The sequence below is a fragment of the Grimontia kaedaensis genome, assembly GCF_023746615.1.
GTDB classification, from domain to species: Bacteria; Pseudomonadota; Gammaproteobacteria; order Enterobacterales; family Vibrionaceae; genus Enterovibrio; species Enterovibrio kaedaensis.
Window position 1 is genome coordinate 567205 of sequence record NZ_CP082276.1, and the last position, 14070, is coordinate 581274.

The window sequence follows — 14070 nt, forward strand, 5'->3', positions numbered from 1 at the left end:
TTATTGACCAATCCCGAAACATGGCATTAACTAAATTTCAAATTCCGTATAACGAAACATTTAATTCCATAATATGAAATTTAGCAAGGAGAACATTATGAGTGAATCATCGATGCGCACTGTTGTTGAAGGTCCAACCAAGATGACGCCATCAGAAGCATTCGTGGAAACATTGGTCGCAAACAACGTCACAACGATGTTTGGCATCATGGGTTCTGCATTCATGGATGCGATGGATATCTTCGCGCCTGCGGGTATTCAAATGATCCCGGTGGTTCATGAGCAAGGTGCAGCGCACATGGCAGATGGTTACTCACGTGTATCAGGGAATCATGGGGTGGTGATTGGACAGAATGGCCCGGGAATCAGTAACTGTGTGACTGCGATAGCGGCGGCTTACTGGGCACATAGTCCAGTGGTGATGATTACACCGGAAACAGGAACCATGACAATGGGCTTGGGCGGATTCCAAGAGTGTAATCAGCTGCCAATGTTTCAGGAGTTCACCAAATACCAAGGACATGTCACTCACCCAGCAAGAATGGCGGAGTATACGGGTCGCTGCTTTGACAGAGCCATGAGCGAGATGGGCCCAACGCAACTGAATATTCCGCGCGACTATTTCTATGGCGAAATCACTTGTGAAATTCCAAAACCTGCCCGTTTAGACCGTGGTCCTGGCGGTGAGAAAAGCTTGAATGAGGCCGCTGATATTCTCGCAGAAGCCAAGTTTCCAGTGATCATTTCCGGTGGCGGTGTGGTGATGGCTGATGCTGTGGAAGAGTGTAAAGCGCTGGCTGAGCGTTTAGGTGCGCCAGTGGTAAACAGCTATCTGCACAATGACTCTTTCCCTGCTTCACACCCACAATGGTGCGGTCCACTGGGCTACCAAGGCTCAAAAGCGGCGATGAAATTGATCGCGCAAGCAGACGTTGTTATTGCGTTGGGTTCCCGTCTGGGGCCATTTGGCACCTTGCCACAACACGGTCTCGATTATTGGCCGCAGAACGCCAAAATCATCCAGATTGACGCTGACAACAAAATGCTGGGATTGGTGAAGAAAATTTCAGTCGGTATCTGTGGTGATGCGAAAGCGGCAGCGGTGGCACTGACTGAACGGCTAAGCAGCCGAGAACTGGCATGCGACAGCAATAAAGAAGAGCGTCTTGGCATCATGAAACAGGAAAAAGATGCCTGGGAAAAAGAGCTGGATGAGTGGACGCATGAAAAAGACGCTTTCAGCCTCGATATGATTGAGCACAACGCGAATGAAACGCCATTTTCCGGTGGCGAATACCTCCATCCGCGCCAAGTCCTGCGCGAGCTTGAAAAAGCCATGCCTGAGGATGTCATGGTCTCTACCGACATTGGCAACATCAACTCCATTGCTAACAGTTACCTAAGATTCGAAAAGCCCCGCAGCTTCTTCGCAGCAATGAGCTTCGGTAACTGTGGTTACGCTTTCCCAACCATTATTGGCGCAAAAATGGCGGCACCAGACAGACCCGCTATTTCTTACGCTGGTGACGGTGCGTGGGGAATGAGCCTGGTTGAAACCATGACCTGTGTACGACACAACATCCCAGTCACCGCAGTGGTATTCCATAACCGTCAATGGGGCGCAGAGAAGAAGAATCAGGTTGATTTTTACAACCGTCGATTTGTGGCGGGCGAACTGGATAACCAAAGCTTCGCAGAAATTGCACGTGCGATGGGTGCGGAAGGTGTCACTGTGGATCGTTTGGAAGATGTTGGCCCAGCACTCAAAGCAGCCATCGACAAACAAATGAACGAAGGGAAAACCACGGTGATTGAAATCATGTGTACTCAGGAGCTGGGAGACCCATTCCGCCGTGATGCGCTTTCTACACCTGTTCGCTTCCTCGAAAAGTATCAGGATTACGTTTAACCGCGTGTCGCGAAGTCGACAGCACCGAGAAAGGAAATTCTTTAAATAAAGAGTGAGTGTCTGGCTGAGTGCGCTCGGCCAGACCTCTCTTAAAAATTAACCCGAGACAGATTTCAAAAATAACAAGGTTCAGCTTAAAGCGCTGACCGCGGATGAAAAGGAGTTTTAACGTGAACAACCCTATGACTCAGGCAAAACCGGATTCCATCACCACCGATTTTTTGGACGCGTTTTCGAAAGCGTGGAATGACCACGATGTTGAAGCACTGATGACATTTATGACGGATGACTGCGTTTTTCTTACCGCAGCCGGTAATGAACTTCAAGGCACCACTATTTCAGGGTTTGATGCCGTCCGCGACGCATTTGAGCAAGTGTGGAAAACCTTTCCTGATGTGTGTTGGAAAGATGCAGAGCACACGATTTTATCCGGGGGCAAAGCCATCACTGAGTCTACTTTCTGTGCAACAAAACCTGATGGCAGCCGGATAGAAGCGCGCATGGTGGATGTGTTTACGCTCCGTGACGGCAAGATTGCAGTGAAAAATGCCTTCCGCAAAGACAGACCTGCCTTAGTGGTTTGATTGTTTTAGCTATTGATATCGGAGCAAGCAATGGAATCAGCCACTCAAGAGATATCTGGTGTCGAAAAGGAGCTCTCCCGCTCCCCGACGCCAGCAGTTGATGCTTATGACCCCGCCTACGATCCCCTAGTGGATGCGACGCCAGGAAAGGGTAGGGATTATTCTCCTTCATATTGGATTGGTACGGCGGGTACGCCACCGGAAGACGATGGCCCGCTGCCCGGTGATACTGATGCCGACGTGGTGATCGTTGGTTCGGGGTTTACCGGACTGACTGCTGCTATTTTTCTGGCAGAAAACTATGGCATTAAAGCGACTGTTCTAGAGGCGAACCGCACCAGTTGGGGGTGCAGCACCAGAAATGGCGGTCAGGCTCAATGTGCTTCCGGCCGGCTAAAGCGCTCACAGTGGATAGAGCGATGGGGGTTAGATACGGCGCTTCGCATGCATCAAGAGTGTGTAGATGGCATGGAAACGTTCAAATCGCTGATCAAAGACATCGATTGTGATCCCCAGCCGGGCGGACATCTCTATATTGCGCACCGTGCGAAGGTGATGCCCGGGCTAGTCAAAGAGGCGCAGCTGCTTCGTAAAACGTTTAATTATGATGCTCAAATTTTTGATGCCCAGACCGTCAAAGAACAATACGTCAACGATGTGGAAGCAGCAGGGGCACTGCATGAACCTGAAGGTATTGGCATTCACGCAGGTAAGCTGGCCTTTGGTTATTTGAAGAAGGCACGCGCTTTAGGGGTGAAAGTGCACCCTGCAAGCCCAGTGACCGGGTGGGAAACACGAAAGGGTATCCACTACCTTCAAACACCGCATGGTACGGTAAAAGCGCAAAGCGTAGGTATCGCAACGGGGGGCTATACCTCTCAATCGCTGCATCCTCAGCTGAAAAACCGCCTGTTGCCCATATTGTCTAATTCCATGGTAACCCGGCCTTTAACACCCTCAGAAATTGAGGCATGCAATTTCAGAACAACTCGGATTCTCACAGACACCCGTGTTCTTCGGCATTACTACCGGTTACTTCCTGATAACCGGCTACAAATTGGCTCGCGTAGCGCCATTACGGGGTTCGATGCGCCAAAACAGAAGTATGAGGACAAGCTATACGCGGACATGGTTCGAAAATTCCCTGCTTTGCAAGGCATTAGTATCGATTACTCATGGTGGGGTTGGGTGGATGTGAGCCATGACATGATGCCAAGAATTTTTCAGCCAAACGAATCCGAGACCCTCTATTACGCATTGGGTTATGGCGGCAATGGCGTGATGTACTCCGCGCAGGCTGGCAAACGGTTAGCGCAGTGGATTGCGGAGGATACCAAAGACCTCAATCTCCCTATTTTCCAGTCAAAGTTGCCTTATCCAAATGTGAGAGAGCTTGTTGAATCCGAATACTTTGCACCGTTTCGACGGCTAGGGCAGCGATTCCTATACCGTTGGTATCACTTAAAAGACGAAGTGCTTTAGTGATGTAGGCACATGTATTCGAATCAGAAATTGATAGACGCTCGCTGCAGCGCACCTGCTTGATGGAGCCAAGCATGACGCCAAACCAGCTGTAAACGGAGAATTCAGTTGGTTTGGGACAATAACACCGAAATCTAAAGCAACGTTTTGCCGCCTGCATTGGGTGGCTAGCACCCGAGGAAAGTCAGAACCAATACATTAATTAAAGAGGTTAAGATCATGAAATTAATTCGTAGTAACGTCCTCGCTATTGTCACCGCTTTCAGCATAGCGCTGACCACTCCGCAGTTATACGCTCAAACATTCAAAATGGCGCTGGGTGATGCTGCTGGTGGTACACAATGGGAACTGGGTAAAACGTTTGCTGAAAAACTCAGTGATAAAACGGGTGGTAAAGCTAAGGTTGACCTCTTTCCCAATGGCCAGTTAGGTACCGAGCAAGACACAGTTAACAATGCAGCTATTGGCTTGCTTGATTTCTCTGTGTTGGCCATCAACAACGTGACGCCTTTTTCTCCCACTGTTGGCCTGTTGACTATGCCGTATGTGATTCAGTCAGCTGAAGAGGCGAGACTACTGACGCAAGGCGATATTGGTAAAGAGCTTGTAGAGAACACCATACGTGATGCAGGCGTCAGAATTGTTGGTTGGGCGTATTCAGGTTTCCGCGTTCTCACCAACTCTAAACGCCCTGTCAAAACGCCTGAAGATCTAAAAGGTCTGGTGATCCGCGTTCCCCGAAATGAAATCATGATTGCTTCCTATCAGGCGCTGGGTATTAACCCTACACCCATGGCGTGGTCAGAGACCTTTACCGGCCTCCAGCAAGGTGTGGTTGATGGTCAGGACAACCCTTATATCACTATTTCTGCCATGAAATTCAATGAAGTACAGAAGTACGTGACCAATATCCGTTACATCTTCTCGATGGAGCCCCTCATCATCAGTGAGTCGGTCTTCCAGGACCAATCACCCGAAATGCAAAAGGCGATTTTAGAGGCGGGTCAGGAAGCGACGGTACATAGCTTTGAGTTTCTTAAAGATACCGAAGATCGCATCAAGAAAGAGCTGGTAGCAAAAGGCATGGAAATCGCCGAACCGGCTGATAACGAGAAGGAATGGATTGAGAGTGTAACAACTGTTGTTTGGCCGAAGTTCTACAGCAGTATCGGTGGTAAAGAAAAACTGGATAACGCACTGAAACAGCTCGGTCGATAATCGAAATACCCGTCGGACACGGAACGTGTCCGACGGGTTAGCTATTGAACTCACCCTTGAAGCCTGAACGTTGAGAGTAAGAGCATGTCGATAATGTTAACAGTGCGTCGTCACCTAAACAGGATTGAAGAATACATCTGCTGCTTGTTTCTGGCGGTATTTGTCACGCTTTTGTTTACGCAGATCTTGGTTAGACAGTTTTTCCAATACTCCATTCCTTGGGGTGATGAAGTCGCGACCTATTTATTCGTTTGGTTTACCTATTTAGGTGCTGTTGTCGCAGCAAAAATGTCTGCTCATAACCGAGTCTCTTTCCACTTTAACTACTTTCCACCCGTCGTAAAAACCGTCTGCGAGACGATCGCCGATCTGCTCTGGATTGCTTTCAATCTGTATTTTGTTTACCTGAGTTATGACTTTGTTTTCAACAAGATGAACTTGTTTTGGAAGTCTCAAACCACCGGTATCCCAATGAAGTACATCTACATGATTTTGCCCATCGCGTTTTTGCTGATGTCGATACGGATTCTATGGAATGTCATCGATCGCTTAAAAGGTATTGAACACGATGACCCAGAGGCAGAAGAGATCCGCAAGCTCAGCGAAAAAAAGATGGATATTCCCAAGCTGCCATAGGCCCGGCGGTGAAAAGATAGCGAGAAGGGATTCAACCTTATGGAAGCCTATTTAACACTCATTTTATTTGGTGGTTTTTTAGTTCTGTTGGTGCTTGGGGCACCTATCACCGTTTCTTTGGCTGGCGCATCGATGGCGGCCTACCTGATTTTGGATAAAAACCCTATTGCACTGGTGCAAATCGCATTCACGTCTGTAGGGAACTTTCCACTGATGGCTCTGCCATCTTTTGTTTTGGCCGGAGCCTTGATGGAAGCCTCTGGTATATCACGCCGATTGGTCGATATTGCAGAAAACATGGCAGGCCCGGTAACAGGCGGACTTGGTGCTGCAACGGTTTTTGCCTGTCTTTTCTTCGGTGCGATATCCGGTTCAGGGCCAGCGACCACGGCAGCAGTGGGCATGCTGATGATTCCTGCAATGGTGAAACGCGAATATGAAGCGAGCTACGCGTCAGCGGTGACAGCCGCAAGCGGCGGTTTAGGGATAATCATTCCTCCGTCCATACCTATTGTCATCTTCGGTATCTCTGCGATGGGGTTGATGGCACCGCCAGAAGCGATATCCCTGCATGGTGAGTTTGATACTGTCTCCATCCCCAAATTGTTTATTGCAGGTGTTGTTCCCGGACTGATAATGGCGACAACCCTGATATTGACCAACTACTACATCTCTAAACGTCGTGGCTACAAAGGCTTGATGGAGTCCTGGTCTCTTCCTGATATCAACCACTCGTTGCGTCGGGGTGTTTGGTCGATTCTTGCGCCCTTTCTGATACTGGGCGGGATCTATAGTGGCATTTTTACGCCAACCGAGTCGGCGGTGGTGGCGATTTTCTACTCGTTGTTTGTGGGGTTCTTTTTACATAAAGAACTGAAATTTAAGAATGTGCTTAAGTCTTTAACCACCACAACATGGATAACCGGCCGGGTTTTGCTGATTCTCTTCGCCGCCACGGTTTTCGGGCGTCTTCTTATCGAGCAGCGAATTCCGGTTCATGTGGCTGATGCGCTATTGAGTGTCACGGACAACATGTACTTGGTTTGGGCGTTGACCATCATGCTACTGCTGTTTATCGGCATGTTTATGGAAACCCTGGCGGCGATCATGATCATTGTGCCTGTGCTTCTGCCCATCATGTACATGCTGGGTGCAGACCCTACGCATGTTGGGATCGTGGTGATTTGTACCTTATCCATTGGCTTTGCAACGCCGCCATTGGGAGAGAACATTTTTGTCGCGTCCGGTATCGGCGGTTCGAGCGTCGAGCAAATTACTTCAAGAATTCATCCCTTCGTTTTTGCCTCTGTGCTTGGCGTGTTTGTTATTGCCTTCTTCCCACAACTCACCCTATGGCTTCCTTCGCTGGTGGGCTCATAAAGAGGAGTAGACAAACGAAAGCTTTGTTTAGAGATATTCGGATGAAATCCCATAGGGATATTGGGTTTTGAAAAGTGACGTTAAGAGAGCAGTAAGTGATGAAAGCGCTAAACAACATTATTGAGAAAGCGAAAAAGTTGGACTCAAAAATTGTGCTGTGTGAAGGCGATGATAAACGGATTCTCATCGCTGCCGCTCAGGCTCAACAAGGCGGAATTGCAAAGGTCGTTCTGGTTGGAGAAAGAGAGAAGCTACAAATGGCCGCTGATGAAGCTGACGTTCGACTGGATGATTTTGAAGTGATAGAACCTCAATCCAGCCCACTCACAGCCTCTCTGTCGGAGTTGTATCTATCGCTTCGGAAAAAGAAAGGCATCACGCCTAAGCAGGCATTGCAAGAAACGCTTAAGCCACTCAATTTTGCCAACCTTATGGTGGCCAAAGGACTCGCAGACGGCTCAGTCGCTGGGGCTGTGCACACAACGAAAGATGTGGTTCGCAGCGCAATACAAATCATTGGATTGGATGGCACCAGCACGATTGTGTCCAGCTTCTTTCTGATGATGCTGTGCCAGCCCTTCCACACCTTGAAAGGAGGACTGATTTTTTCAGATTGTGGGCTGGTGATTGATCCCTCCGACGAAGAACTGGCGAGCATTGCTATTGCAGCAGCGAAGAATGCAGAAACCTTACTCATGGAAGAACCGAAAGTCGCGATGTTGTCTTTTTCAACCAGCGGCAGTGCACAGCACGAATCGGTCAGCAAGGTCGTCAGGGCATCTCAACGGATAAAGCAGCAGTTGCCGGACATTGCTATCGATGAAGATATCCAATTGGATGCGGCGATTGTCGCGGATATCGCGAAGAAGAAACTGCCTAATTCCAACGTAAAAGGGAAATCGAATGTCCTCATTTTCCCTAACCTGGAGGCGGGCAACATTTGCTACAAGCTGGCAGAGCGTGTTGGAGGAGCGGTTGCGATTGGTCCTTTGTTGCAAGGCTTGGCAAAACCAGCGAATGACTTATCGAGGGGTTGCAGCGTGGATGACATTGTTAACGTTATCGCGGTGACGGTCGTACAAAAAGAGATAAACAGCTCAGTTGGCTACTCCAATGCGAGGAAATTATGAATCATATTAACTATATAGACTCACTGTCTGCCTTTACGGTAGCGGTTGAAAATATCACCGAAACTAACAAAACCATGCTGTTTCGAGGTCAGCCAAATATCCGCTGCAAATTGCTCCCTCAGGCGGCTCGGGGTCATACCAAAACCGTAGAAACGGAAGCCAAGATGCTCGCGCATATCGCGGAGTATGGCCGGGACTATATCGATGTTGATAACCCTTCGACATGCCACTTACTGATGAAAGCGCACAACGCAGGCTTGGAAACCCGTTTGTTGGACTGGACGATTAACCCTTACGAGGCGCTATGGTACGCCTGTCATAGTTCAGGATCTCAGCCTCTTGTTTATGTACTGAACACGGAAAGTATTCCACAACTGGGTATGGACGATGATCCTTTTGCGATTACACAAACACACATCATGCCAGTTTACGGAAAAGCCGCAGACAAAAACAAACGGCTAACTGTGCATGCCTCCACCCTTATTCAGGGCCGCCCTCAATTCACTGCATTGGAGGAGGAAGAAGGAATGCATGCCGCGTTGACTGAGCTTCCGATCATGCCAGATCTAAAAGTTAAGATTATTCAAGAGCTTAATGAGTTTGGGGTCAATGAACACTCTATATACAACAACTTGTTCGGTCTGTGTCGCCATGTGAACTTAATGTACGACAACAACCCATACGGTTGGATGCCTATGGATAACCGTTTCGCTGGCGCTGAGATGCAGGGCGAGGCAGCTGAGAATTTGCAGCAATTTAAGAAAAAATACGTGTCTGATTTTGATTTTGATTGATCGCTATTGTCTCCATTACCCACGAAGGGGTTCCCTCTAATCACTGGCGAAGATCAGCAGTTAGAGTGAAGCAACTTTCATTGATTGTAGGAATTTTCAATCTAAACGGTCGACACCGAACTGGTCTTTGCCCTCAGTCCAACCTAACATGCTGTAAAACAGAAAATGCGCTTTGAAACTCGAAAGGTGAGGGATGTGAGAAAGACAGACAAGAAGATCGATAATTCACTAAGAAAGGCTCTAACCCAAGTGTGTGACATTGCCCAGTCAGAAAGCGATGGCTTCGAGTGGCTGACCCACTTTGTAAATTACGACAGATTCCCGAACTCTCTAAACGTCGTTTGTGTCTTTGACACCCAGGCAAATTTGGCGTTAGCCAACCAAGAAAGCTTTCATCGGCATATCAAAGATGCGTTGGATTCTATCGATATCAAAGTGAAAGATATGAGCAAGCACGTGCAATTTGATACGGAAGAAAACTGCGAGAAAGAAAACAAGGGTAAATGGAATGTGCGTTTCCAGCAACAAGGCTTTCAGGTGTAAGGGTTTCAAGAAAGCATCGATGGAGGCTAAAGTGTCTTCGAACGTTTCTTCTGGGCTCTTAAGATTCACCATTAAGGCAAGCCTTTTCTAGATTGCGGCGAATGAATCATTGCTGAGTCACCCTCTAAAAGGGTGACCTGACAAGGTTTAGCTCTGTCTATACTCCCGAATTAGTCAGTTGAGCGCATGAAGTGCGATATACACTAGGGAGTATTGATGAGATCTATATCTTTGGCACTGGGTTTTGTTTCGATCAGCAGCCTGTTGTTTTTCCCCTTAAGTGCAGCAGCAGCTGTCGAAGGACTATCTGCCCATAAAGACAATTACTTCCTTCCTTTCTACAAAGAAAGTCGTGTTAACCAACAACGGTTCGAACCCCTAAACCCGAATGGAACAGAAGCGAAAGACACGTTTATACAGTTCCAGTTCAGTGCAAAGTACCAATTGTTTGAAGTTGGAAAAGACGGTCTTTACCTGGCCTATACCCAGAGATCTAACTGGGAAGCCTACGATACATCTGCCTACTTCAGAGACAGTTCCTATAACCCTGAGCTTTTCTATCGGCTGAATTTGGAGGCTTGGCAAATTGACATTGGTGCTGAGCATGAATCTAACGGGGCCGGTGGTGACAATGAGGTGAGCTGGAACCGCATTTATGTTGATGCCAGAAGAGATTGGGCGTGGGGTTATATAAGCTTTAAACCATGGGTCAGGGTAGGAAACGTAACCTACAATCCTGATATTTCCGATTTTCTGGGCTATGGACGGTTAACAGTAGGTTGGCAGCCCACAGAAACACAAGAAGTCAAACTGACAGTCAGTAACCTGTTTGCTGATGAATTGGATCACTTGTACTACGGTGTCAGTTGGAACTTACCTATCTACCAAGGCTTGAGAGGTTATCTAAAGGCAGAAACCGGATATGGACTTACTGTGTCAAATTATCGCTTCGATGAAACGGCTTACGGTGTGGGTGTTGCATTTAGTTTCTAACCCATTAAGAGACCTTATGAATTAAGTATGAAATGTTGGGCGTAAATTAATTTTACGTCATGAAATATGTACAGGTCTGTATCTGGTTCTTTTGTCATGCTTAAGTTCTAATTGTTATTTTGTAACGTTAGCAGAGTTAGACAGCATGCTTAGGGCAAAAATTGACCAGCCTGGCAAAGACTTACCTGAGATTCAGGCAATAAATTGCTTAGACTGGTAAGAGCAGGTGTCTAACTCTTTGAATACTCGGAGTGACAATATTGGTCTGCAATTTGCTGTGTATCATGTCAGATTCATTTCTATAACTGAGGGACCGATGAAGTGAAGAATACTGTTGTGCCAACTCATTTTGATATGGCATATGCTGGTTTTGGTTCTTTTGCGTTGATATCTGGCTCTCTTGATGAGAAGAAGTATGACTGCGTTTGGCGCGTCTAGGAGTGACGTTAGCTGCCCACCTCAACCTTGAATCTTCAGGCCAGGGTAGAAGTGCTTGGGGAGAGTGTTGAAAGTGGCAAACCCGTTACCAGACTAGAGATACCCTAGGTTTTAACAGTATTGAGATGTTTTATGGGGTAGCTAAAGTTGGCGTAATATTCAAGCAATCTAATAGCACTGGCTAGTGTTTATTTGGTTTATAGTTACTCTTCTCTACAATTAAATATGTAATTAATTTTTTTATTCGTTTCATCTTATTTAAGAAAGTAGGTGATTTGTACCAACTTCATTTCTAATGCTTTTGTAATGCCCCTTATTGAGTCATTTGTCCAATAAACAATAAATCGCGACTGAGGTCTGGTTTTATTATTTCATGCCTGTAATTTAGTAAATTATACCTTGTCTATGCTCGTACTATTGAATAATCATAATTATAAAATTTTTACGCTTATATAGTCTCCTCGATGAAGGTTATCGGCATAGGCGTTTTAGCGAAAAGCTGATAAGAACCACAGAAAGTTTCTCCATAGGATTTTTCTGTGAGTATCTAAAAATACTAATAAATACATGACGTTGGTTGGCAAGGTTCTAAGGTGGTACAAGCTTAACAAGTGAATCATAATTGAATGTTATGCATTTTGTCGCAAGCATTTACGGCGAATTTATTTTGCATTGCATTGAATTTTTACTTGTTCTCTTCTTTTTCCCTCCAAAGTTCTTTTTGCTGTAAACACAGATTAATTAGCGATCTCTAACATAGTCGTTTCTTAACGAAAGAAACCCGGCTTGGGTTTGTTTTTCTTAATTTCTTCTGCCTCGGATGTAGCAGGAGAGGTTGGCTGCTTTGAAGTGTTTTTCTCCGATTTGAATAACACCTTAATGCAGCGTGAAATCGATGCTTAAACATGTTTAATCCGTAAAGTCTCTATAGCGAAAGGAGAGCGTAAAATGGCGAAAGAGGGAAGTGTTGCTCCAAAAGAACGTATTAACATTAAATACGTTCCAGCAACCGGCGATGCTCAGGCGGAGATTGAACTCCCGCTGAAAATGGTCGTTTTGGGCGACTTCAAAGGTCACCCAGAAGACACCTCAATCGAAGAACGCGAAGCCGTATCTGTCGATAAAAACAACTTCACCTCGGTCATGCGAGAGAGCAACCTTTCGGTGACTACTTCAGTGCCAAACGTGATGACAGAAGAGGAAGGTCAAGATCTTCCTGTCGAATTGTCGTTCAAGTCTTTGGCGGATTTCTCCCCAGATTCAGTAGCAAACCAGGTGCCTGAGCTGAAGAAGCTTGTTGAGCTTCGCGAAGCACTGGTTGCTCTCAAAGGCCCGTTAGGCAATATCCCTGCTTTCCGCGCCCGTCTCCAAGAGCTGCTGGCATCTGAAGATTCCCGCGAGAAATTACTCGCTGAACTGGAGCTGGTGGGTGCTGAAGAGCAACCGGCTGACGAACAGTAATCAACGCAGAAGAGAAAAGGATTTTGTTAATGTCCGTACAAGAGAAAACGCTTGAGAGTTCTGCCTATGAATCTGGCAGTCTGCTCGACGACATCATGGCTCAAACCCGCATGGCACCTAGCGAAGAAGGCTATGATGTTGCCAAAAAAGGTGTAGCTGCATTCATTGAAAACCTGATTGGTTCAGACCAGCAGGAAGAACCAGTCAACAAAGCTCTGGTAGACCAGATGCTGGTTGAACTGGATAAGAAAATCAGTGCCCAGATGGATGAAATCCTCCACAGCGAGCCTGTTCAGCAAATGGAATCTTCATGGCGTGGCCTGAAGTTGCTGGTTGACCGCACTGATTTCCGCGAAAACATCAAAATTGAAGTGCTCCATGCTACGAAACAAGAACTGCTGGATGATTTTGAATTTGCTCCTGAGACCACGCAATCTGGTCTTTACAAGCATGTTTACTCAGCAGGTTATGGCCAGTTTGGTGGTGAACCAGTGGGTGCTATTGTTGGTAATTATGCGTTCACGCCAAGCACTCCAGACATGAAGCTGCTGCAATATGTCGGTTCAGTAGGGGCAATGGCTCATGCGCCATTCCTGTCTTCAGTGGCACCGGAGTTCTTCGGTATCGACTCTTTCGAAGAGTTGCCAAACCTGAAAGATCTGTCTGCTACTTTCGAAAGCCCGCGTTACACCAAATGGCGTTCACTGCGCGAGTCTGAAGATGCGCGCTACCTGGGTCTGACTGCACCACGTTTCCTGTTGCGTGTTCCTTACGATCCAGTTGAAAACCCAATCACGTCTTTCAACTACCGTGAAAACGTATCGGATTCACACGAAAGCTACCTTTGGGGCAACACTGCGTTCGCACTGGCTTCACGTTTGACCGATAGCTTCGCGAAATACCGCTGGTGTCCGAACATCATTGGTCCACAAAGTGGCGGTGCAGTGGAAGATCTGCCTGTTCACCTGTTTGAATCATTGGGTGCGCTTCAAGCAAAAATCCCTACCGAAGTGCTTATCACTGACCGCAAAGAATTTGAGCTGGCCGAAGAAGGCTTTATCTCTCTGACAATGCGTAAAGGCAGCGATAACGCCGCGTTCTTCTCTGCTAACTCTATCCAGAAGCCAAAAGTGTTCCCGAACACCAAAGAAGGCAAAGAAGCAGAGACCAACTACAAGCTGGGTACCCAGCTGCCATACATGATGATCATTAACCGTTTGGCGCACTACATCAAAGTGCTGCAACGCGAACAGATCGGTTCTTGGAAAGAACGTCAGGATCTGGAGCGTGAGCTGAACACTTGGGTTCGTCAGTATGTCGCAGATCAGGAAAACCCACCGGCAGAAGTCCGCAGCCGTCGTCCACTTCGCGCAGCGAAAGTGGAAGTGATGGACGTGGAAGGCGATCCGGGTTGGTATCAGGTTTCTCTGGCTGTTCGTCCTCACTTCAAGTACATGGGCGCGAACTTCGAACTGTCTTTGGTAGGCCGTCTGGATCAGTAA

At 47.1% G+C, this 14070-nt stretch carries 12 protein-coding genes; all 12 read left to right on the top strand.

Annotation, left to right across the window (positions count from 1 at the left end):
• Positions 1-97: 97 nt before the first annotated feature.
• Positions 98-1909 carry a sulfoacetaldehyde acetyltransferase gene (gene xsc, locus K6Q96_RS19400; RefSeq protein WP_251882046.1) on the top strand — a complete coding sequence of 604 codons (1812 nt, stop codon included), beginning with the start codon at positions 98-100 and terminating at the stop codon, positions 1907-1909.
• A gap of 152 nt (positions 1910-2061) precedes the next feature.
• Positions 2062-2493 carry a nuclear transport factor 2 family protein gene (locus K6Q96_RS19405; RefSeq protein WP_434802182.1) on the top strand — a complete coding sequence of 144 codons (432 nt, stop codon included), beginning with the start codon at positions 2062-2064 and terminating at the stop codon, positions 2491-2493.
• 30 nt (positions 2494-2523) lie between these two features.
• On the top strand, positions 2524-3975 hold the full coding sequence (locus K6Q96_RS19410; RefSeq protein ID WP_251882048.1) for an FAD-dependent oxidoreductase: 1452 nt from the start codon (positions 2524-2526) through the stop codon (positions 3973-3975).
• A 219-nt stretch (positions 3976-4194) separates the two neighbouring features.
• On the top strand, positions 4195-5193 hold the full coding sequence (locus K6Q96_RS19415; RefSeq protein ID WP_251882050.1) for a TRAP transporter substrate-binding protein: 999 nt from the start codon (positions 4195-4197) through the stop codon (positions 5191-5193).
• Between the two features lie 84 nt (positions 5194-5277).
• Positions 5278-5829, top strand: a complete 552-nt coding sequence (locus K6Q96_RS19420) for a TRAP transporter small permease (protein ID WP_251882052.1) — start codon at positions 5278-5280, stop codon at positions 5827-5829.
• Positions 5830-5868: 39 nt separating this feature from the next.
• A complete protein-coding gene (locus K6Q96_RS19425; protein ID WP_251882054.1) occupies positions 5869-7209 on the top strand; it encodes a TRAP transporter large permease in 1341 nt (446 codons plus the stop codon).
• A 98-nt stretch (positions 7210-7307) separates the two neighbouring features.
• Positions 7308-8339: a phosphate acetyltransferase gene (pta, locus tag K6Q96_RS19430; RefSeq protein ID WP_251882354.1), complete on the top strand. Its 1032-nt coding sequence runs from the start codon at positions 7308-7310 to the stop codon at positions 8337-8339.
• A complete protein-coding gene (locus K6Q96_RS19435; RefSeq protein WP_251882056.1) occupies positions 8336-9133 on the top strand; it encodes an FRG domain-containing protein in 798 nt (265 codons plus the stop codon). Before pta ends, K6Q96_RS19435 begins: the two co-directional genes overlap by 4 nt.
• A gap of 195 nt (positions 9134-9328) precedes the next feature.
• On the top strand, positions 9329-9676 hold the full coding sequence (locus tag K6Q96_RS19440) for a hypothetical protein (protein WP_251882058.1): 348 nt from the start codon (positions 9329-9331) through the stop codon (positions 9674-9676).
• Positions 9677-9892: 216 nt separating this feature from the next.
• Positions 9893-10669, top strand: a complete 777-nt coding sequence (locus K6Q96_RS19445) for a phospholipase A (RefSeq protein WP_251882060.1) — start codon at positions 9893-9895, stop codon at positions 10667-10669.
• Between the two features lie 1386 nt (positions 10670-12055).
• A complete protein-coding gene (tssB, locus tag K6Q96_RS19450; protein WP_002538780.1) occupies positions 12056-12568 on the top strand; it encodes a type VI secretion system contractile sheath small subunit in 513 nt (170 codons plus the stop codon).
• A 29-nt stretch (positions 12569-12597) separates the two neighbouring features.
• Complete coding sequence (tssC, locus tag K6Q96_RS19455) at positions 12598-14070, top strand: type VI secretion system contractile sheath large subunit (RefSeq protein ID WP_002538781.1); 1473 nt, start codon at positions 12598-12600, stop codon at positions 14068-14070.